The organism is Gleimia hominis (genome assembly GCF_032085515.1).
GTDB classification, from domain to species: Bacteria; Actinomycetota; Actinomycetes; order Actinomycetales; family Actinomycetaceae; genus Gleimia; species Gleimia hominis.
In genome coordinates, this window is the sequence record NZ_JASXSX010000001.1 from 778838 (window position 1) to 798272 (window position 19435).

Genomic DNA, 19435 nt, shown 5'->3' on the forward strand with positions numbered 1-19435 from the left:
CCAGTGCAGCAACGCTAGAAACTGGCCAGCTCCAGTGCAGCAACGCTAGAAACCGGCCAGCGCTAGGGAAATGCCGACGCTAGAAACTGGCCAGCGCTAGGGAAATGCCGACGCTAAAAACCGGCCAGCGCTAAGAACCCACCAACTAGCAGGCCGTAGGCGAGGGTGAGGATCCCGGTCATCTTCAATGGGTGCAGCAAATCGCGTCCACTCGCTCCCTGCCACACTGGGCGGGCCGCTATCACCGCAAGTGCGGCAAGTACCACCAGCGTGCACAAGCTGCCTAAAAACCCAGGGGCCGCAACCGTGCCCGCGCACACCCCGACGATAACCAGGCCGTAATACGCTAGCCGCGACCGCGAATCCCCCAGACGTACCGGCAAAGTACGCTTGCCCGAAAGCTTGTCGGTAGGGATATCGCGAATGTTGTTAATGAACAGCAAGGCGATTGACAAGAGCCCTACGCCGGTAGCGCCAACCCACAGGCGGGCAGGCGCGGAGGGAACTTGCACCCACGTGGTCCCAACGGTGGCGAATAAACCAAAGAAGAGGAACACGAACAACTCCGATAGGCCCACCCCCATGTAGCCGTACGGATGGCGTCCACCCGTGTAGAACCAAGCGGCCACCACCGCTGCCACACCGGGAATCAGCAGTACCCACTGGCCGGAGATCCACAGCAGTACGAGGCCCAGCAGCCCCGCCAAACCAAAACACGACAGGGCTATCGTCAGTACGGTACGCGGGCTGGCTCCACCTCCGGCAGTTAAGCGTGGCGGTCCCGCCCGGTGCTCATCCGTGCCCCGCACGCCATCGGAGTAATCATTCGCAAAATTTACTCCCACCTGCAGTAAAAGCCCCACCAGCAAGGCCAGTGCAGACCGCCAGAAAGAGAAACCACCCAGGTACGCGGCCCCGCCCATACCGATAAACACAGGCGCTGCAGCAGCCGGGAGAGTACGCAGGCGCGCGCCCTCCACCCAATCGTTCAAGGAAGCCATTAGCGTTCCCACACCTTTCCGTCTCCGCGGGCATGCTCAATCAGGGTACGCACCTGCTTGCGGGGAATCTTTCCGATACCCGTGGTGGGCAGCTGCGCGGCTACTGCGACGACACGTGGACTTTGGTCTCGTCCCAATGCGTCCCCCACGCGGTCACGCAACCGCGGCCCCCACTCTTTGGCCGCCGCGGCGTCAAACCCATCCCCGTCCGTGTTCGCTGCCGTACCAGACGCAGTTTTCAATGTGACTGCAGCTGCTACTACGCTGCCCCAAACCGGGTCGGGCAGACTCACCACGCACACCTGGTCCACTTCCGGGCACGTGGCCGCGATCGCGTGCTCCACCTGGGTCGGATCAACGTTCACTCCACCGGAGATAATCACATCATCGGCCCGGCCCAACACGGTTAACTCACCATCGTGCAACCGCCCTCGGTCACCGGTACGCAACCACCGAGTGGTGCCCTCAAGCGAAATCTGGGCGCTACCGGGCGCATCAATATAATCGGAAAACAGCGTGTTACCCGCCAACTCAACGCACCCGTCTTCGATGCGAACGCGCGTACCAGGCAGCGGGCGGCCATCGTATACGCACCCACCCCCGGTTTCCGTCATCCCATAGGTGGCCACAACCGTCAGCCCCGCCTCGGTAGCACGCTCACGCAACTGCGGGTCAAACGCAGACCCGCCAACAAGAATCGCATCCAACTGCCCCAGCAGGTCAACCAACTCCCCACCGGTATCGAGCGCGTCACGCAACTGCTTCGGCACCAGCGAAAGGTACGTGCGCCCAGTTGGGTTGTTACCCGAACTCGGCAAAGCTGAGCGGCATGCGCGCGCCAAATTATCCGCGCTGAAACCATTGGACATATCCGCAATCGCCGGGGAAGTACCCGCCACGCACGAGCGCACCAGCGTCTGCAACCCCGCAATGTGATATGCAGGCAACGCTGTAATCCACCGGCCCGGACCCCCCAACACCTCGTGGGTCGCCCGCGCACTTGCCACCAAAGCTGAGTAGGACAATCCCACCAAATGCGGCGAGCCAGTGGCCGACCCAGACGTTTCCACAATCACATCCACATCTTCTGGAACCGCGCGGAACCGCGCCTGCAACGCTGCTGCATTATCCGCTAGCACGTCCGGATAGCACTGCTTGTCCGGGCGGGGCGCAACAATAATCCACTGCGCTCTGGCCTGCCCCGTTTTTTCCTCCCGCTCAAAAAACTCCCACAATTTATGAATAGCCGAATACGTGCGAGTCAACGCGAACGGGTCCGTACTCCCAGGCACCAGCATCAACTGTGGATCACTCAAAACACATCACCTTATTAATTTCCCTATCGCCACTTACGCGAGTTGTGAACAACGCTCCGTCAACACCCTAGTGCACCAACAAACCCTTGTGCGCCAGTGCAGCTACGACACGTGTTGCTAATAGTAATACGGGTAATCCGTCCAGTTCGGGTCGCGCCGTTCAACAAACGCATCCCGGCCCTCCTGCGCTTCGTCCGTCATATACGCCAGACGCGTTGCTTCCCCCGCGAACACCTGCTGGCCCGCCAACCCGTCGTCCGCCAGGTTGAACGAGAACTTCAGCATTCGAATAGCCTGAGGCGATTTCGTCGCAATGATCGCCGCGTACTCTAAAGCCTTGTCCTCTAATTGTGCGTGGGGTACCGCTTCGTTTACCACACCCCAGCGGGCGGCCGTTTGCGCGTCGTATTCGCGGGCGAGGAAGAATATTTCGCGGGCCCGTTTGTCACCTACCTGGCGGGCCAACAGCGCGGACCCGTACCCACCGTCAAAAGACCCCACGTTCGCATCCGTTTGCATAAACCGGGCGTGCTCAAGTGAAGCCACCGACAAGTCACAAATCACGTTCAGTGAATGCCCACCCCCGGCTGCCCACCCGGGAACCGCGGCGATAACAACCTTGGGCATCGTCCGGATCAGTCGTTGAACCTCCAAGATGTGCAACCGCCCAGCCCGCGCCGGGTCAATCGCTTCCCGCCGCTTCGCTACGGGCGCGTCCGCCCCCACCTCGGATTGTTCATACTGGTAACCGGCCTTACCGCGGATCCGCTGGTCCCCACCGGAGCAAAACGCGTAGCCCCCATCTTTAGGGGAAGGGCCGTTACCGGTCAAGATAACTGCCGCCACAGTCGGGGTTTGCCGCGCGTGGTCGAGCGCCCGGTAGAGTTCGTCCACTGTGTGCGGGCGGAACGCGTTGCGCAGCAGCGGGCGGTCAAACGCGATCCGCACCACCGGTAGGTCCGCACCCGCCGGGTGGCCATCGCCCTCACCGCGACTAATCCCTCGGTGATACGTAATGTCTGTAAAATCAAACCCTTCTACCGTCCGCCACCGCTGCGGCGTAAAAGTGTCCGAAACAAAAGGTAAAGCCGTCATGGCCTCTAGTCTAATCTTTAGGCGGCACACAGCCTCAAACGTAAATGTGAAACACCCCGCCCCGGTCGCAACTTAAGGTTAGGCTATGGTAACCTCGCGGTGAATGTCGCGCTACTTAGCTAGTGTTTCTCCCGCGACCAAAGGAAGAAACATGTTTTCAAGTGCACATTTAGGCCGGCGGCGCACAGACGTCGCATCGACCCAGACTGCAGAGTCTAGAAAAGGAAAACATGCGTAATAAGAAAATGATGAACCTGGCGGCAATCATCGCTACGGGTGCGCTCATGCTCGGAGCCTGCAGCTCCTCCACGTCCAACAGCAACGACGCCGACGGAACAAAAGATGCGAACGCTTCCAGCGCCTCAACCGTAGAAATTACGGACATGCGGGGCGAAAAAGTGGAGGTACCGGTAAACCCCAAAAAAGTTGTGGCACTCGACAACCGCACGTTCGACACGCTTGCGGATTGGGGAATCAAACCCGTTGCAGTACCGAAATCCGTGATGCCCGCCGACAACCCGTTTGTTAAGGACGATTCCATAACCGATATTGGCGACCACAAAGAACCAAAACTGGAAGCCATCACTGCGGCAGACCCCGACCTGGTGATCGTGGGGCAGCGATTCGGAAAATACTACGACAAAGTTAAAGAAATCGCGCCATCAGCAGCCGTCATTGACCTGAACTTGAAACTCGACGAAGAAGGATCCGGTAAAGCGCTCGTGGACGGCCTCAAGAAGGCAAACACGATCCTGGGGGACATTTTCGAAAAGAAAGATGAAGCGAAAGAACTGAACGACAAGTTCGACGCCTCAATCGCAGACCTCAAGGAAGCAAGTAAGAAACTTGGGGACAAAACCGTGATGTCCCTGAACGTGTCGGGCGGAAACATCGGTTACATCGCACCGCACGTGGGGCGTTTCTTCGGCCCATTCTTTGAGATTTTCGATTGGAAACCCGCGTTGGAACACGTTGAAGGGGAATCCTCCGACCACAAGGGAGACGAGGTTTCTGTTGAAGCGATTGCGCAGGCTAACCCCGACTGGCTGCTGGTTCTAGACCGTGACGCAGCGATCTCAGATTCAGATTCGAAGCCGGCTCGCGACGTAATCGACAACTCGCCGGCCTTGCAAAACGTGACTGCCGTGAAGGAAAAACACATTTATTACGCGCCGAACGACACGTACACCAACGAGTCCCAGCAAACCATAACTAAGGTCTTCGAAGAACTCGCTGAGGCACTCAACTCCTAATGCGCACAGCTAGCACCGCGGTGTCCGCGCAGAACGCCCCCGCCCGCGAGGGGGGACTTGCACCACATGGCGCACCCGCCCGCAAGGGGACGCCCGCTTCCAGGGGCCCCTCTCGCAAGGGGACGCCCGTTTCCAAGGCTGGCCCCACACGCAAAGGGGTGCGTTCGCGCGGACGCCTGTTCACGTGGCCGCTGCTGGTTGGCGTGGTGATTACGGTAGGGCTCATCTACTTGTCGCTGCGCACCGGCGTGTACGATGTGGACGGGCAAGCCGACGGTGCTGCTATCTTCCAAATCACCCGCATTCCTCGCACCATTGCCCTGGTGCTGTCGGGGGCCGCGATGTCGATGTGCGGTTTAGTAATGCAACTGCTGACGCAGAACAAGTTCGTAGAGCCCACCACCACTGGCACCACCGAGTGGGCTGGGTTAGGGCTGCTATTAGTGCTCGCAACCGTGCCGAATGCGTCAATCGTTACCCGCATGGCAGGGGCGATTGTTTTCGCATTTATCGGCACCATGGTGTTTTTTAGTTTCTTGAGGCGCGTCACGCTCCGTTCGTCGTTGATAGTGCCGATTATTGGGATCATGCTTGGCGCGGTAGTGAGTTCAATCTCCACATTCATTGCGTTGAAAACGAATCTGCTGCAGTCCATTGTAGTGTGGTTTGCCGGTAGTTTCGCCACGATCCTCAAGGGGCGGTACGAGTTCTTGTGGGTAATCGTGGCGGTCACTGTAATTATCTTTATCTCTGCGGACCGGTTGACTATTGCGGGCCTGGGGGAGGACATTGCCACGAACGTGGGGGTGAACTACAACCGGATCGTCACGTTTGGTACGGGCGTGATCGCGGTCGCCACGGGCGTGGTAACGGTGGTGGTCGGGAACTTACCGTTCCTGGGGTTGATTGTGCCGAACATGGTTTCGCTTGTTCGAGGCGACGACTTGCGCTCAAACTTGCCTTGGGTTTGTTTGGTTGGGATTTGCCTGGTGACGGTGTGCGACCTGCTGGCCCGTACGGTTATCCGTCCGTTTGAGGTACCCGTGTCCCTCATTCTTGGAGTGCTGGGCGCAGTTGTGTTCGTCGGCCTGATTTTGTACCGGAGGCGATCGATGTGAGTGTACGCAGTAGTTTACAAACCCGCGAACGGGTGCGTGGAAACACTGGTAGCCGCGAAAGATGGCGCGTTAAAAGCCCAGCGAATAGCTCGCGCGTTGAAATCCAGGCGGGCAGCGTGGGCGCTGAATCTGTCGCGACGCGCAGGGAGCAGCGTCAGGTGGGGGCGTTTGCCCGCCCGTTTCAACGTAGACGGTACTTTGCCTTGCTGGCGCTGATTGGTGGGTTGGGAGTACTGTTCGCAGCGGGCTTGCTGCTGTACAACAACCCGGTGCCGATTACGAAACCTGGGTTTTGGATTGTTGCGCGCCTGAGGGCCGACGCGCTGGTTGCGATCGCGTTCGCAGCAGTGTGCCACGCGTTGGCGACGGTGGCGTTTCAAACGGTTACGGCGAACCGGATCATAACGCCGTCGATCATTGGGTTCGAAGCCTTGTACACGCTTATTCACACGGCCACGGTTTACTTCTTGGGGCTGGGGGCGCTCGTGGCGTTCACCGGCGTGGTGCCTTTTTTGCTGCAGGTTGCGGCCATGGTGGTGCTAGCAGTGGTTCTGTACTCGTGGTTGCTGTCTGGTAGACGCGGGAATATGCAGGTGATGCTGCTGGTGGGGATCGTACTTGGTTCCGGTTTGGCGGCGATGGCTTCGTTTATGCGGCGCATGCTGTTACCGTCGGAGTTCGACGTACTGCAAGCGCGCCTATTTGGTTCTATTAATAACGCGGACCGGTCTTATTACCCGTATGCCCTGGTATTGGTGGTAGTCGCCGCGGCAGCGTTGTACGCGTATTCGCGTCAGTTGAACGTGATTGCCCTGGGGCGCGAGGCATGCACGAGCCTGGGGGTTAACCACCGGCGGGGTAGCGTGTATGTGCTCACGTTGGTGGCGGTGCTGATGGCGGTATCTACGGCGCTGGTGGGGCCGCTAACGTTTTTCGGGTTCTTGACCGCCACCTTGGCGTATCAGGCAGCGGATACGTACGACCATCGTTACTTGTTCCCGATGGCGATTGCGATTGGGTTCGCGATTCTTACGGGCGCGTATTTTCTGATGAACCACGTGTTTTATGCGCAGGGTGTGGTTTCGATAATTATTGAGATGGTGGGGGGACTAACGTTCCTGGTGGTGATCGTGAAGAAGGGGTACTTGTGATTGATATTCGCGGGGCACGCAAGGATTATTCCACCACTGTTCAGATTGGTCCGCTTGATATTCAGATTCCGCAGCGTGGTTTGACGGTGCTGATTGGGGCGAATGGGGCGGGTAAGTCTACGTTGTTGAATATGATTGGCCGGCTGCTTGATATGGATGCGGGTGCGATTGAAGTGGCGGGCTACGACGTGTCGACTACTAAGTCGAAAGACTTGGCGAAGATTTTGGCGATTTTGAAGCAGGAGAATCATTTTGTTACCCGCTTGACAGTGCGCCAGCTGGTTGGTTTTGGGCGCTTCCCTTATTCACATGGCCGGTTGACCGCCGAAGATGAGCAGATTGTTTCGCGTTATATTGATTTTTTAGGGCTTGAGGACCTGGAGTCTCGGTACCTCGATCAGCTCTCTGGTGGGCAGCGACAGCGCGCGTACGTGGCGATGGTGCTGGCGCAGGAGACGGAGTATGTGCTGCTGGATGAGCCGTTGAATAATCTGGATATTGCCCATTCGGTGCAGATGATGCGGCATTTGCGGAGTGCTGCGGATAAGTTTGATCGCACGATTCTAATGGTGTTGCACGATATTAATTTCGCGGCGCGGTACGCAGATCAGATTTGCGCTATGAAGGATGGGGAAGTGTACTGCCTAGGTACGCCAAAGCAGATTATGACGCCGCAGATACTTTCGGATATTTTTTCTTGCGAGATTGAAGTTATTGAGGGGCCGCGTGGCCCCGTGGCAGTCTACTAGCTGATCAAATGGTTTTTAAGACCGCGTGGGGGCATTAGCTGGGTGGTGCTTGCCCCGGGGATAACTGTGCGATAGCTAGGTTTTGGCCTGCAAACCGTGATTTGTTATCGCTTATTTTTTCCCCGGTACGGGCTGTTGATCCGCCATTTAGGTAGGAGCCATCGGGGAGTACTGGCGTTGAATAGTCCCATTAGGGAGCCGATTAAGCCGATGAGGGCGCTGGTGCCTCCAAGTATGAAGAAAATGATGCGCAGCGCAGGTAGTGAACCGGAGAGCATGCCGGCACCCACGAGAACTAGCCCGAGCAGTAGGGCGCTTAGGGCGGGTAGGAAGAGGAACGCGAAGGTTTCGTCGATAATACCGTTAGTGCGTTCCCACCATCGTGATCGCGGTGACCCGACGCGGAGGTAAACGGTGGCGGCCAGGCTGAATAGACCCAGGATAAACGCGAATAAGAACATGCCCGAAGTCTATCGTAGGGTCGGGAACGCGAGCGGACTAGATCCGAAGGACATGCGGGTATCTGGTGCGAGTGATCGACAAATAGCCCTCGTCACTAGGAGAAGCGCAACATATTGCCCGTAGGGATTGGTCTAAGGAGTGCCGGTGAATCCCTCAATGAGTTCGACGGTCTGAGTGTGGCTTGTCGTGAGTAGTGCTTGGATTTTATCTAGCGACACATCTTGATATTGTTCCCAGATTTCCTGGTTCAAAGCTGGTGTGGTGCGCCGCGATCATGGCGTTAGACTGAGCCATCAGAAACGGAACCGCACCAAGTGGCGGCGGTGTATATGACGAGCGTGGGCTGTTGTTAATTTAAGTGAAAAAACTATTGACGAGAAAATGGGACTTATGACACACTATTTTCAATCCTTGAAGATAAGGAGGTGTTCTCCGTCATCCCCACATACGGATGTGGCGAAACAGAGTCTGCCAGCATCGGACTGGCAGTGAGACACACAAGGAGAAAACATGAGTATCAAAAAGGCCGCTATCGTTCTGGTTTCTGGTTGCGTTCTAGCTTTTCAAGGCACAACGTTTGCTGTTGCAGACGAGATTCCTGATAGCATCGAGCCAAGTTCAGTGAGCTATCAGCAATCTGCGGGAACGCTCACGTATGTTGATGCGCGTTCAATGCTCTTCACCCCAGCCAGCGGAATTGGAGGGGGGCTAACCGGTGCGGCAACTTTTTGCTGGTAAGCGACGGGTCGCATGCTACCTGTGTGGCTCTGTTGGTTTCGCACTTGCTTCTGTGGTTCTTTTTATGGCGCTCGGAAGAACTGTGCTTGAGGCAACGCTACTGAATCCGATTTTTCTTTCCGGAGCAGGTTTAGCATTCGTTGTTTCCGTGATGCAACTGAAAGGAAAACAGCGAGAATGACCGTTAGTTAGCGACGTGTTAACGCTAATTGAGGGGCTTCGGTGAATGATCGGAGCAGTCTTGCTCATAGATGGGCACCTACCTGTATGTGTGGGTGCCCATTTTCATGTCTGCTCTTCCAGGAGGTAGGAATCACGGGTTTTCTTTACTGGCTACGCGGCGAAACGAAGCGCGAAGCAGTGGATCATGCGGTGTGTCGGATTTTGCATGATGAGTCGAACCCGGAGATGCCGTCCTCTGTGTTTCGTGAAACCCTGATGACGCATTTGTTGTTGTGGGGTAATGCGTTTGCTCAGGTGATCCGTAACGGCCGTGACGATGTCATCGGCCTGTATCCGCCCATGCCCAACCGCATGACCGTGGGGCGTGACGAAGCCGGCGTTGTTTGTGAAGTTCAACCTCGAAGGCTTACTACGCGGTGATTATGAGTCACGGATGAACGGGTATGCGGTAGGGCGGCGGAACGGGTGGATAAGCGCGAACGAGCCGTTTATAGTCAGCCTGAAACTGAGTGTCGAAGACGATTTTCATGACAGATTGTCCAAGAAGGCGGTCGCTTCGCCCGCACTGGTGAAATGCGCCCCGTCATCTGCATGGTGGCCATCGATAATGCTTTGGGTATGGTCGATAGCCTGCATGGTCTGCTGATTCGCTGACGTGCTCAAAGCCAACCTCGCCTCCAAAGCGATCGTCGCCAGGGTGCAGGCTATCGATTATGAACGACAAGATGGTAACCGACAAGTTCTACGGCTTCTTCTCTTTGGAATCAGAAAACTCGTTAAGAAGTAAGCACAAGAAGTGCAGGGTCTTACGCTAAGTGCCTTGTTCAAGCTCTAGGTACAGCTTTCATTACACGGGTGGGGAAAGCTCTTGGTAGACACACTCGCGAAGCTTCGTGTTGCTCAGTACTATTACTTACACGAGTTTGCGATCCAACTGCGCGCTGACTGCAAGTCTTCCGTAAAGATGTCTGGATAGATAAAAGCTTCGTGATCCTTACCTAGTTGTGGATTAAATTTCTTAATCGCTTCCAAGTGGGGGAATTTACGCACCATTTTCTCTGCATTTTTGGCACGCGAGTTGTCTTGTGCTTCACGGGCGCTGACATATTCACTTATCCACTTGCATTCCCAGTCATGCGCTGCAAGAACAGCCACGTCACCTTTATTAGTAACGACCCGCACTTTGTTCGACAGAGAATCGCGATCTGAATGATCCTTATCGTTATTTATTACTTGTCTTGCAGCTGGATTATCTTTTGGGGCAGAAAGCACCACGGTAGAATTGTCCATTTCTTCGATCTCGCTACCAACCGCCCAAGGTAAGAGCTCAGCTAGTAATGGGGCGCGCTCACCTGGCGGATATGCTTCGTTAACCATGCTTATTTCTGGTGCTAACTTGGTTAGTACTGGATCTGGTACAGGGTGTTCTTGCTCGTAACTATTAAGGGTGGGGTTGGTGAGTTTAGGCTTGTCAGCGTGAGCGGAGTTAGTTAACGTGCTCCAGGCAACAATAGCTGACACTGATAGCATCACAACAAGCACTATTATTAAAAGAAATTGGCGTGAAAAAGTGCGCATCATATTCTCTTTCTCTCGTTAAATAAACTGGCTCCACCTGGCTGGTGTGCAGCTACATAATCGGGCGCGCCCCCACATCTGCTTGTGTTGGTAGCTCCATTGCTCCATTTGGTAGTCCCGCCCTGGTTTTCCCAAGACATATTACCTGCGTGGTGTGTTCGCACAGTAGTGAATATGGTCCAAAATTTGTAATAAGTAGCGTAGGTGTTGCTCGATAAGGCAAAACTGGGCGCAAATGAGCTTACCCCAATGCAAGTTAACGTAGTTATGAGAATCGCGTAGGTTAACGTTCTTCTGCTGATCTCCAATGAACTCATGGTGCTCACCCTCATTGGTTCGTGGTATACGGAGCATCTTCTAGTGTATAATGCCTCTTTAACACTAGTAAAGTGTCCGACGGCCTTACATATATTGAGCGCGTAATCGGAGTTGTGCCTCACATATTTTGATCGCGTGCTCGGGTTTGCTGTGGGGGTGGTTGGCTGAGTATCTTGCATCTTTCTGCGTGTGAGGCACGTACTAGCCACCATCGAATAAAATAATACTGTCCAAAGAACGTGGGTAGCGGAGTTCCTCGTTGGCAATAAGGGGAGGGATGAGACTTCGCTGAGCTGCAGTCTGTCTGGTTTTCTTTTGCTTTACCCGTCCGGTTTTGGGTTTCTGAGGGACGTGTAGGTGAGGGCAAAAAATTCCGGAGCTTCTCATCCGGTGTTCTGGACCCCTCCGTGGCAGGTATTTGTTTGCCTAGAGTTAACAACTGATTTCTAAAAGGAAGAATCATGGCAGATTAAATGGTGTTGAAAACACAGCAATGGTTGAATAAGACCTATAAGAACCGCACCGGGTTCGGTTCGGTGGGCGAGGATGGCCAGACTGGGTGGGGTACGATCAACGCTCTTATCCGCGCGCTGCAGATCGAACTGGGGATCACGCATACGGCGAATAATTTCGGTCCTGGCACCCAGTCGCGTTTCACGAAGCGCTGGCCGGGCGGTATTAGCCAGTCAGACGCAAGAGATAATATCCATGGGATTATTCAAGGTGCCTTGTGGTGTAAGGGATACCCAGGCGAATACGGCGGAATCACCACCACATTTACAGATAACGTAGCCAGCTCTATTCGGAAGGTGAAATCCGATATTGGGCTCGCTGATACAAGCGCCACGGTTGATCTGGAGTTGATGATGGTATTGCTGTCGATGAAGCAGTTCCGGCTGCTATCGGCTTATGGTGGCAAGAGCACGGTTCGTACCATCCAGCAAGAGATTAACCGCCGTTATAGGGCATACACTGGCATCATTCCTACCGACGGTCTTTATGGCCGGGAGATGAACAAAGCCCTAATTCAGGTATTGCAAGCTATTGAGGGGTTCACTGCGGCTGAGGCTACTGGGAGTTTTGGGGCAGGTACCCGCTCGCGCCTGCAAACCATCAGCGGTGGTAGCAGTGAATGGGTTTGGCTCGGGACAACTGCACTCGTATGTAACGGGTTTGGAGAGCGTGCAGTCAAGGCGTGGGATTCTTCAATCCCCGATGGGATTAAGAATTTCCAAAACACTTATAAGATCCCGCAAACCGGTGTATTTGATCCGACCACGTGGATGAGCCTACTTACCTCGAAAGGTGACCCAAACCGGGCGTGCGTTGCCTGCGACACGCGTTTTGAGATTACCGATGAACTAGCTGGCTGTCTCAAAGCGGATGGATACCAGATTGTGGGACGCTACCTTAGTGAACCTAATCAGGCCAACAAGAAGGAATCAGATTATTTCAAGGCACTTCGTAGTGGCGAGCTTGAGGGCATCGTCAAGCATGGGTTGAAGTATTTCCCGATTTTCCAGGAATACTCTACGAAGCTTTCGCACTTCACACCCGAATCTGGTGCTAGGCATGCGCGTGAGGCTACTACAGCAGCGTTGCGCCTTGGCATTCCGGGAACCGTGATTTATTTCGCCGTGGATTTCGATGCTACCGACCCGCAAGTTACCAGTCATATTCTTCCCTACTTCAAGGCTGTTAAAGCTAATCTGGGAGGTGGTTATGGCGTTGGTATCTACGCTTCACGCAATATTTGTACGCGAGTAGCCGAAGCTGGGTATACGGTCTCGTCCTTCGTTTCAGATATGTCTACCGGATTCTCAGGCAACCTGGGCTTCCCAATTCCAAACAACTGGGCATTCGACCAATTCCACGAAATCAGTGGCTACCACGGCAGGTGGGATCTCGATCGAGTGGCCTACTCAGGACGTTCAACTGCATGTTCAACTGTTGTGGAAAACGTACACGCCGGAGAGTACAACTCCAGCCGAGATTGTTGCAGCGCGCCTGACGTGTAACGCAATATGCGATAAGCAACCAAAGATAAAAAACACTCTCCCGCGCCGAGACATAGCACATATGGCGGCAACTGCCCTCGGCTATTTAAACTGGGGCATTGAAGAAAACCAGTCAAACTACGGTCTGGGCGACCTTGGAGGCTGGCCTCTAGATCTGCTCCAAATCTGGGGGGCCTATCAAAACAAGGCTAATTCTGCTGACCTGTATGCGTGGATTAACTCTCATCTTGGAAATGTAAGTGACGGGCAGGGCTTTGGATATGCTGACGTTCTTGCTGACGCTGACGCCTGGTTGATTGCCAAGTACATGAAACTCCACCCAGGAGAGCATCAACTTTCGCAAGCAATGGCATATACATTCAAACAATCCGAAACCAATCGGATCAGGCGATTCTACCGTGAACGCTTCGCCGCGAGTGCTGACAACCTTGTTTTAGCGTTCCAAACAGTCTCTAATGGAATCGATGCGTTGGGGCTGACAAATATCGTTGGAACAGCGAAACTGCTTGAAATAGCGTCGCATGCTAGTTCTCTTCCTGACGCTCATGAGGCTGAGACCTTAGCACGTGCATACGCAGCATTTATTGCCTCCCCTCATCGCTGACACTCTCATTTTGGCCTGTAAGCCTCATACGTGCCCAGATGAATACACATGAAATATCTGGGCAAGCATGAGGCTTATTTATAAGGAGTCAGCAAAACATATCAGTCCAAATACGGCATAAATCCATAAAGTCAGGATAAGCGCAGAAAAAGTGACGAAGCAAACGATCGCTTTGTGAATAACTCTTCGGCTGCGCCAGCCATCAGATTTTTCTATTTCACTCTTACGAAATAATTCGAGAAGCCAAACCAGCCTATTAGTAATCCACATTATGTAACCAAGACTCGTTACGATGACAAGACGCTGCGAAGCTAGAACAATATAAGGCCAAGAACCTTTAGCGAACGATGAGACAGCCTCCGCGTTTCGTGCTCCTGAGAGCAGTGCCACTACGCCATTTTCGTCAATATACATCAAAAGTGCCGGTATGAAACATATAAGCCCAATCCACCATAAAGCCCTACGGGCATAAGGAGCGCCGGTTAGAAACTGCCCCTGATCCGAGGTGGTTGATTCAATGCTGTTCGGTACCAAGACAACAATCTCCGCCCAGAGTTCCGTGCCGAAGTATTTCTTTGGTCTCTAACATCCGGAAATCCTCCTACACTCCTGAACCTTCGTTCTTAACAGAGTCAGTGGCATAAAATATACATTTTCCTATCATACTGAAATGTTGCTATTCAATAGGATACGGCTCTGAACTCGACACCGGCGGATTCAAACTCCACTTACACCCCTAAACCGGATGCGTCACTTTAGGCTTGTCAGCGTGAGCGGAGTTAGTTAACGTGCTCCAGGCAACAATAGCTGACACTGATAGCATCACAACAAGCACTATTATTAAAAGAAATTGGCGTGAAAAGTGCGCATCATATTCTCTTTTTCGTTATTGGGCGTGTGCCGCAAATACTCGTGTTGGTAGGCCCAACGCTCCATCTTCTCCGGCTCTTCAATGAAGCCATCGTGCCCACCCTCGTTGATTGAATAGCATATGGAACACTGCTCAGTGTATAACCTCAATGCGGTGCTAGTGAAGTGTTTTGCGTAGGCCCCATTATTTGCGGTTGGACTCTATTTGCGGTTGGACTCCAAAAAGGGACAATGGGGACGTGACTACAATGGGTGAAGCCTGCAGCTGTGACCGCGCAGAGAATCAAGATAGAGTTGGTGCCTCACGTGCCGCCAAACGGGTTATGCATGAGGTTCCGGCGTCTCAGTGGCCTCCAGCGGCTCGGCGGGTGCTTAAAGGTGTGGACAGGGTTGTGTACTACTCTTTGCCTCTGCGGAACCGGTTCCGTCGCATTAACGTTCGCAATGGTCTGTTGCTGCACGGAAAAATGGGGTGGGCGGAATTCTCACCTTTTTGGAACTACGATCCACACGAATCCGCCCGGTGGCTCGCCGCAGCGCTAGCAGAGATCAGCGAACCACCCATGCCATTGCAGCGCGATCGGGTTCCTGTAAATGTGACGATACCCGTTGTGAATCCTGATCGCGCGCAAAGAATGGTTGCGCAATCGGGTGGTTGTACTACTGCGAAAGTGAAAGTGGCAGACCCGGGCGTGCCCCTATCGGAAGATCTGGAACGTGTCGCAGCAGTTAAGCAAGCTCTGGGGCCCCATGGGAAAGTCCGTGTGGATGCGAATGCGGCATGGACGGTGGAGCAAGCGGTGACGGCAGTGAAGGCCCTAGATACAGCGGCAGGGGGATTGGAGTACGTGGAGCAACCGTGTGCGACGGTTGCGGAATTAGCGCAGGTACGAAAGTGCGTGGATGTTCCGGTGGCTGCTGATGAGTCAGTGCGCCGTGCGGAGGATCCGCTCGCGGTAGCGCGGGCCGGCGCAGCCGACCTGGTGGTAGTAAAAATGCAGCCACTAGGGGGTACCAGAAAGCTGTTAGAGATTTGCGAACAAGCCGGGTTGCCAGCAGTCGTTTCTTCCGCTCTGGAATCCTCAGTTGGGATTGCTAGGGCAGTGGCTTGCGCAGCAGCATTGCCCCAGCTTCCATATGCGTGTGGGCTAGCTACCGCACAGATGTTCACTGAGGACGTGTGCGTGCCCCTGCGACCTCAAGACGGGGCGATATTAGTTGAGGACTGTGCGCCCGACGAAACGTTGATTGATACGGGGGAACGCGGCCCTCATGAGGAAATCATAAACAGGTGGATGCACCGCCTTGAAGCGATTGCGAATCTCAAGTCAGACGCGCACGGGGGAAAATAAAATGGTGGCGGCGGTAGAAGTTGCGCGTCAGATCGTGAAAACACTGCTGGAACTGGGGGTGCGCGACTGGGTAGTATGCCCGGGTTCGCGGAACGCCCCGCTGCTATATGCGCTCGCGGAAGCAGAGGCAGAAGCGGAAACGGAAGCTGCGATCAGTGTGGAAGCATCGGCAGCCACTGGTGCAGACCCGATTCGGGTGTATCCAGAGATTGATGAGCGTAGCGCAGGTTTCTTTGCGCTCGGTTTGGGGCGGGCCTCCGGTAAGGCTGCGGCCGTGGTGACCACGTCGGGTACAGCGCCTGCGCACCTGCTGCCAGCGGTAGTTGAGGCCTCGCACTCCCACGTTCCCCTCGTTGTTATTTCAGCGGATCGGCCGTGGGATTGGCATGGGGTGGGGGCGTCGCAAACAACGGATCAGACCGCATTGTTCACACCGTTTGCGCCGGGTTTGAATATTCCCGACCAGATGGTGGAAGGGCCCCAGTGGCGCCGAGGGCTGGTGAACCAGATTGTTCATAAAGCTGCCCGAGCTGTAAATATGCCGGGTGGTCCGGTCCATATTAATGTGGCGTTCCGCGAACCCCTGGTGCCCCCTTTGGCTTCCCCGCGTGTTGCGGTAGATTCTGTTCGTATTCCTGAGGTGCACGCCGCGCAGTCGAAGCCGGCCGCTTGGGAAGAAGTGGTGGATCCGTCTCTTAGAACCGTGGTTGTGGCGGGCAATGGGGACGATGGTGCCTCGGTAGCATATGCATCAGCCACGGGGTACCCCCTGTTAGCTGAACCGTCCGCACCCGCTTTTGGAAGCTCCTGGTGGACACCGCACCAGCAAGAAATGCTCCGGCGTTACAGCAGTGAAGTACAGCAGGTGGTGCTGGTGGGTACCCCCACTATTTCGAGACCTGTTTCCGCACTCCTTTCCCGGTCGGACGTGCGGATAATCGTAGTTGCTGAGGGTAGCGAGTGGCCCGATGTGCGCGGATACGCGGACGTGGTGGTTCCCCGTTTGGCGCCGCCGTGTAAACCAGGTGATGTGGCGGGGGTACCTGGCGAACCACGGGGAATAAACGAGGGCGAACGCAAAGAAGATGCTGGTGTCCCCGAGAAGGTAACGGCTTGGGCGCAGCAGTGGAAACAAAGAGCGGCTGCACTGCGAACCACGGGGGTGCCGGACGCTGCTCGAGCAGCGCAGCTGGTGTGGCGCGCATTTGCGCAGGGGGTACCTGAGCACGCGTTGGTACTTGGTGCGTCTAACGCTATCCGGTACGTGGATTTGCTGGCGAAAGAACCCGCTGGGGTCGAGCAGTCCTGCGTTGAGACCGGTAAACGGCGGGTTTACACGAATCGGGGTCAGGCCGGAATTGACGGAACCGTGGCGTTCGCGAAGGGGGTACATGCGGCGCTTGGGGTGCCGGTGCGCGTCCTGCTGGGGGACGTTACTTTTCTGCACGACGCCTCTTCGCTGCGGCAATCGCAGGACTGTGCGCAGTTGGACATCGTCGTGTTAGACGATGCTGGTGGGCGAATTTTTGAGTCCTTAGAGCACGGTCAGGCAGCCTCAAAAGAAATGTACGAACGCTATTTTGCGCAGAAACAGAATGTGGACTATGAGGCACTTGCTCACGCTTACGGGTATTCGTACCGGCATGTTGAGATGTCAAAAATGGCGGATGCACCCGGCGGGAAATTAGGGGAATTAAAAACGTCATCCGGCGTGGAACTAAAAACGCTGCGCGACGACGAGGCATTTTTGAAGATGCTGACCGCTCCGTTTGAGGGTGGGCGCATAGTTCACGTGGTCTGCAACCCACACGGCGCCGCACAAGCCCTGCGAGAAATGTTCACTAAATAACGCCCTCTGGGGTCGAGCAACAAATTGCTAGGTAATCTTTGGATAGCAACTTCTTGTCTAGATACCTGCAATATAGTTCGGGATCGGCTTACCCTGATTCGAATCGGGTACTTGTAGGGCAGGGGGCCTGAACACGTATTCGCCGCGGCAAAAACATACCCATGAGGCTTCCAGGAAACGTTCAGATGATACTTTATGGGTATTAAGTTTGGTGCGTAAACATAGCTACGTTGACAGTTTTAGAGGAAGCTCTAACTAAAGAGTAGGACGCTTAATGAATAACGATGAAACATGGGATCCGAACTCACCGACGTTTACCGGTGACAGCCAAACAGGGATCCCACACGTGAACCGTGAGGAAAACGACTCGCAGGCCAATGCTGAACAAGGCTTTCAAGCACCTTCGCAGGCACCCCGTGAGCAAACCGATACCCGCGAGATGCCCCGTGACAGCTACTCCGATGCGGAAGCGCAAACCTGGCCGCCTGTAGTACCTCAAGAAAAACCACGAAACAAAAATAAACGCGGTGGAAAGTCTAAAATCGTGGTGGGCGCAGCTGTTTTGGCGCTACTGGTCGGCGGCGTGTCCGGTGCTGGCGCAGGATACTACATGGCGAAAAACGCGTCACAACCAGTTTCTTCCCAAACCCAGACCCACGAACCGCAAGGTAAGTCCGCAGACATCGTCCAGGCTAAAGGGGATTCGCAAGACTGGCAGGCAGTAGCGAAAGCTGTGCGTCCAGCCACCGTTTCTATCCAGGTGTCAAATGGTAGCTCGGCTGACACCGGTTCGGGAGTGATTTGGGATGGGGAAGGGCACGTGGTCACCAACTACCACGTTGTTTCAAATGCCACGAACGGCGGGCAGATAATCGTTTCTCTAACCGACGGGCGGCTGTACAAGGCAGAAATCGTCGGAACCGACCCGGAAACTGACCTGGCGGTAATCAAGCTCGCCAACCCACCGAAAGACCTGACTGCTGCCAACATGGGGGACTCCGAGAAACTCTCGGTAGGCCAATCTGTCATGGCGATCGGATCTCCCCTTGGGTACAACGACACCGTCACCACGGGCATCGTGTCGGCTCTAGACCGGCCCGTAGCGGTTAAAACAGCGGTCCCGGACGACGAAATGGGATCGCTACCCAACCCGTTTGGGATGCAACGCGAATCCCGGCAAGCAGACACCGTGGTTACCAACGCGATCCAAATTGATGCGTCGATTAACCCTGGGAACTCAGGTGGCCCACTGTTCGACGAGACCGGGCGGGTGATTGGCATTAACTCCTCGATCGCTTCCACCGGGTCCAGTGAAAGCGCTGGGTCAATTGGGGTTGGTTTCGCCATCCCGTCCAACCTCGTTTCGAACGTGGTTAAGCAGCTGATTGAAAACGGGAAGGCGCAGCACGCGTTCCTTGGAGTGTCGATCAGTTCCTCACCCGTGCAAGTTGACGGGGTGAATCGCGTTGGAGCGCAAGTGCAGTCCGTTGTGCGTGGTGGTCCTGGGGAAGAAGCCGGCTTAAAACAAGGGGACGTGATCTTGAGTATTGACGGTAAAGCAGTGACGAACGCGCAAGCACTCACCGGTTTCGTCCGCCGATACAACGCTGGTGAACAGGTGACTATTGAGTTCGCGCGCAGCGGCAAAATCCAAAAAGTGCAAGCCACGCTGCAGGCCCGTAGCGAAACCCAAAGCTAGCATTTTGCGGTAGGTCGCTACCCGGCGACTGCACGTAAGTGTTTGTACCTAGGTGGCCGCACCTAATATTAGGGGAGCTCG

At 54.9% G+C, this 19435-nt stretch carries 16 protein-coding genes and 1 pseudogene; 11 read left to right on the top strand and 6 right to left on the bottom strand.

Annotated features, from left to right (window positions below; all coding sequences use genetic code 11):
- Nucleotides 1-113: 113 nt before the first annotated feature.
- The 3 genes from QS713_RS03195 to QS713_RS03205 all read right to left on the bottom strand — a co-directional run bounded on the left by QS713_RS03195 (nt 114) and on the right by QS713_RS03205 (nt 3412).
- Nucleotides 114-1001 (bottom strand): 1,4-dihydroxy-2-naphthoate polyprenyltransferase, encoded by an 888-nt coding sequence (locus QS713_RS03195; RefSeq protein ID WP_313272397.1) that lies wholly within the window; start codon nt 999-1001, stop codon nt 114-116.
- Nucleotides 1001-2317 (bottom strand): AMP-binding protein, encoded by a 1317-nt coding sequence (locus tag QS713_RS03200; protein ID WP_313272399.1) that lies wholly within the window; start codon nt 2315-2317, stop codon nt 1001-1003. The genes QS713_RS03195 and QS713_RS03200 overlap by 1 nt, the downstream gene beginning before the upstream one ends.
- A gap of 117 nt (nt 2318-2434) precedes the next feature.
- On the bottom strand, nt 2435-3412 hold the full coding sequence (locus QS713_RS03205; RefSeq protein WP_313272401.1) for a 1,4-dihydroxy-2-naphthoyl-CoA synthase: 978 nt from the start codon (nt 3410-3412) through the stop codon (nt 2435-2437).
- Nucleotides 3413-3642: 230 nt separating this feature from the next.
- Between QS713_RS03205 and QS713_RS03210 the strand changes: the two genes are divergently transcribed.
- From QS713_RS03210 to QS713_RS03225, 4 genes are all read left to right on the top strand, one after another.
- Nucleotides 3643-4665: a siderophore ABC transporter substrate-binding protein gene (locus tag QS713_RS03210; protein WP_313272403.1), complete on the top strand. Its 1023-nt coding sequence runs from the start codon at nt 3643-3645 to the stop codon at nt 4663-4665.
- The gene (locus QS713_RS03215) at nt 4665-5783 is read left to right on the top strand and encodes an ABC transporter permease (protein ID WP_313272405.1); all 1119 of its coding nucleotides are present in this window, start codon (nt 4665-4667) and stop codon (nt 5781-5783) included. The genes QS713_RS03210 and QS713_RS03215 overlap by 1 nt, the downstream gene beginning before the upstream one ends.
- 116 nt (nt 5784-5899) lie before the next feature.
- On the top strand, nt 5900-6934 hold the full coding sequence (locus tag QS713_RS03220) for an iron chelate uptake ABC transporter family permease subunit (RefSeq protein WP_313272407.1): 1035 nt from the start codon (nt 5900-5902) through the stop codon (nt 6932-6934).
- Entirely contained in the window at nt 6931-7683 is a 753-nt protein-coding gene (locus QS713_RS03225) for an iron ABC transporter ATP-binding protein (protein ID WP_102216292.1), read from the top strand. The genes QS713_RS03220 and QS713_RS03225 overlap by 4 nt, the downstream gene beginning before the upstream one ends.
- A gap of 104 nt (nt 7684-7787) precedes the next feature.
- On the opposite strand, the gene QS713_RS03230 is transcribed toward QS713_RS03225, so the two are convergent.
- Both QS713_RS03230 and QS713_RS03235 read right to left on the bottom strand, forming a co-directional pair.
- Nucleotides 7788-8144, bottom strand: a complete 357-nt coding sequence (locus QS713_RS03230) for a hypothetical protein (protein ID WP_313272409.1) — start codon at nt 8142-8144, stop codon at nt 7788-7790.
- A 132-nt stretch (nt 8145-8276) separates the two neighbouring features.
- A complete protein-coding gene (locus QS713_RS03235) occupies nt 8277-8396 on the bottom strand; it encodes a ClbS/DfsB family four-helix bundle protein (RefSeq protein WP_313272410.1) in 120 nt (39 codons plus the stop codon).
- Nucleotides 8397-8655: 259 nt separating this feature from the next.
- Here QS713_RS03235 and QS713_RS03240 point away from each other — a divergent pair, with 259 nt between their 5' ends.
- Nucleotides 8656-8883 (top strand): hypothetical protein, encoded by a 228-nt coding sequence (locus tag QS713_RS03240; protein WP_313272411.1) that lies wholly within the window; start codon nt 8656-8658, stop codon nt 8881-8883.
- Between the two features lie 267 nt (nt 8884-9150).
- The gene (locus QS713_RS09185; protein ID WP_313273729.1) at nt 9151-9486 is read left to right on the top strand and encodes a phage portal protein; all 336 of its coding nucleotides are present in this window, start codon (nt 9151-9153) and stop codon (nt 9484-9486) included.
- 489 nt (nt 9487-9975) lie between these two features.
- Here the strand turns inward: QS713_RS09185 and QS713_RS03250 are convergent, their stop codons facing one another.
- Complete coding sequence (locus QS713_RS03250) at nt 9976-10647, bottom strand: hypothetical protein (protein WP_313272413.1); 672 nt, start codon at nt 10645-10647, stop codon at nt 9976-9978.
- Nucleotides 10648-11435: 788 nt separating this feature from the next.
- Between QS713_RS03250 and QS713_RS03255 the strand changes: the two are divergent.
- The 5 genes and pseudogenes from QS713_RS03255 to QS713_RS03275 form a co-directional block, all read left to right on the top strand.
- Nucleotides 11436-12914, top strand: a pseudogene (locus QS713_RS03255) (glycoside hydrolase domain-containing protein); the annotation flags it as partial.
- Between the two features lie 127 nt (nt 12915-13041).
- Nucleotides 13042-13584, top strand: coding sequence for a hypothetical protein (locus tag QS713_RS03260; protein ID WP_313272416.1), 543 nt, complete (start codon nt 13042-13044; stop codon nt 13582-13584).
- A gap of 1118 nt (nt 13585-14702) precedes the next feature.
- On the top strand, nt 14703-15806 hold the full coding sequence (locus tag QS713_RS03265) for an o-succinylbenzoate synthase (protein WP_313273732.1): 1104 nt from the start codon (nt 14703-14705) through the stop codon (nt 15804-15806).
- Nucleotide 15807: 1 nt separating this feature from the next.
- Nucleotides 15808-17655 carry a 2-succinyl-5-enolpyruvyl-6-hydroxy-3-cyclohexene-1-carboxylic-acid synthase gene (menD, locus tag QS713_RS03270; protein WP_313272418.1) on the top strand — a complete coding sequence of 616 codons (1848 nt, stop codon included), beginning with the start codon at nt 15808-15810 and terminating at the stop codon, nt 17653-17655.
- A gap of 274 nt (nt 17656-17929) precedes the next feature.
- Complete coding sequence (locus QS713_RS03275; RefSeq protein WP_313272419.1) at nt 17930-19354, top strand: S1C family serine protease; 1425 nt, start codon at nt 17930-17932, stop codon at nt 19352-19354.
- Nucleotides 19355-19435 lie beyond the last annotated feature (81 nt).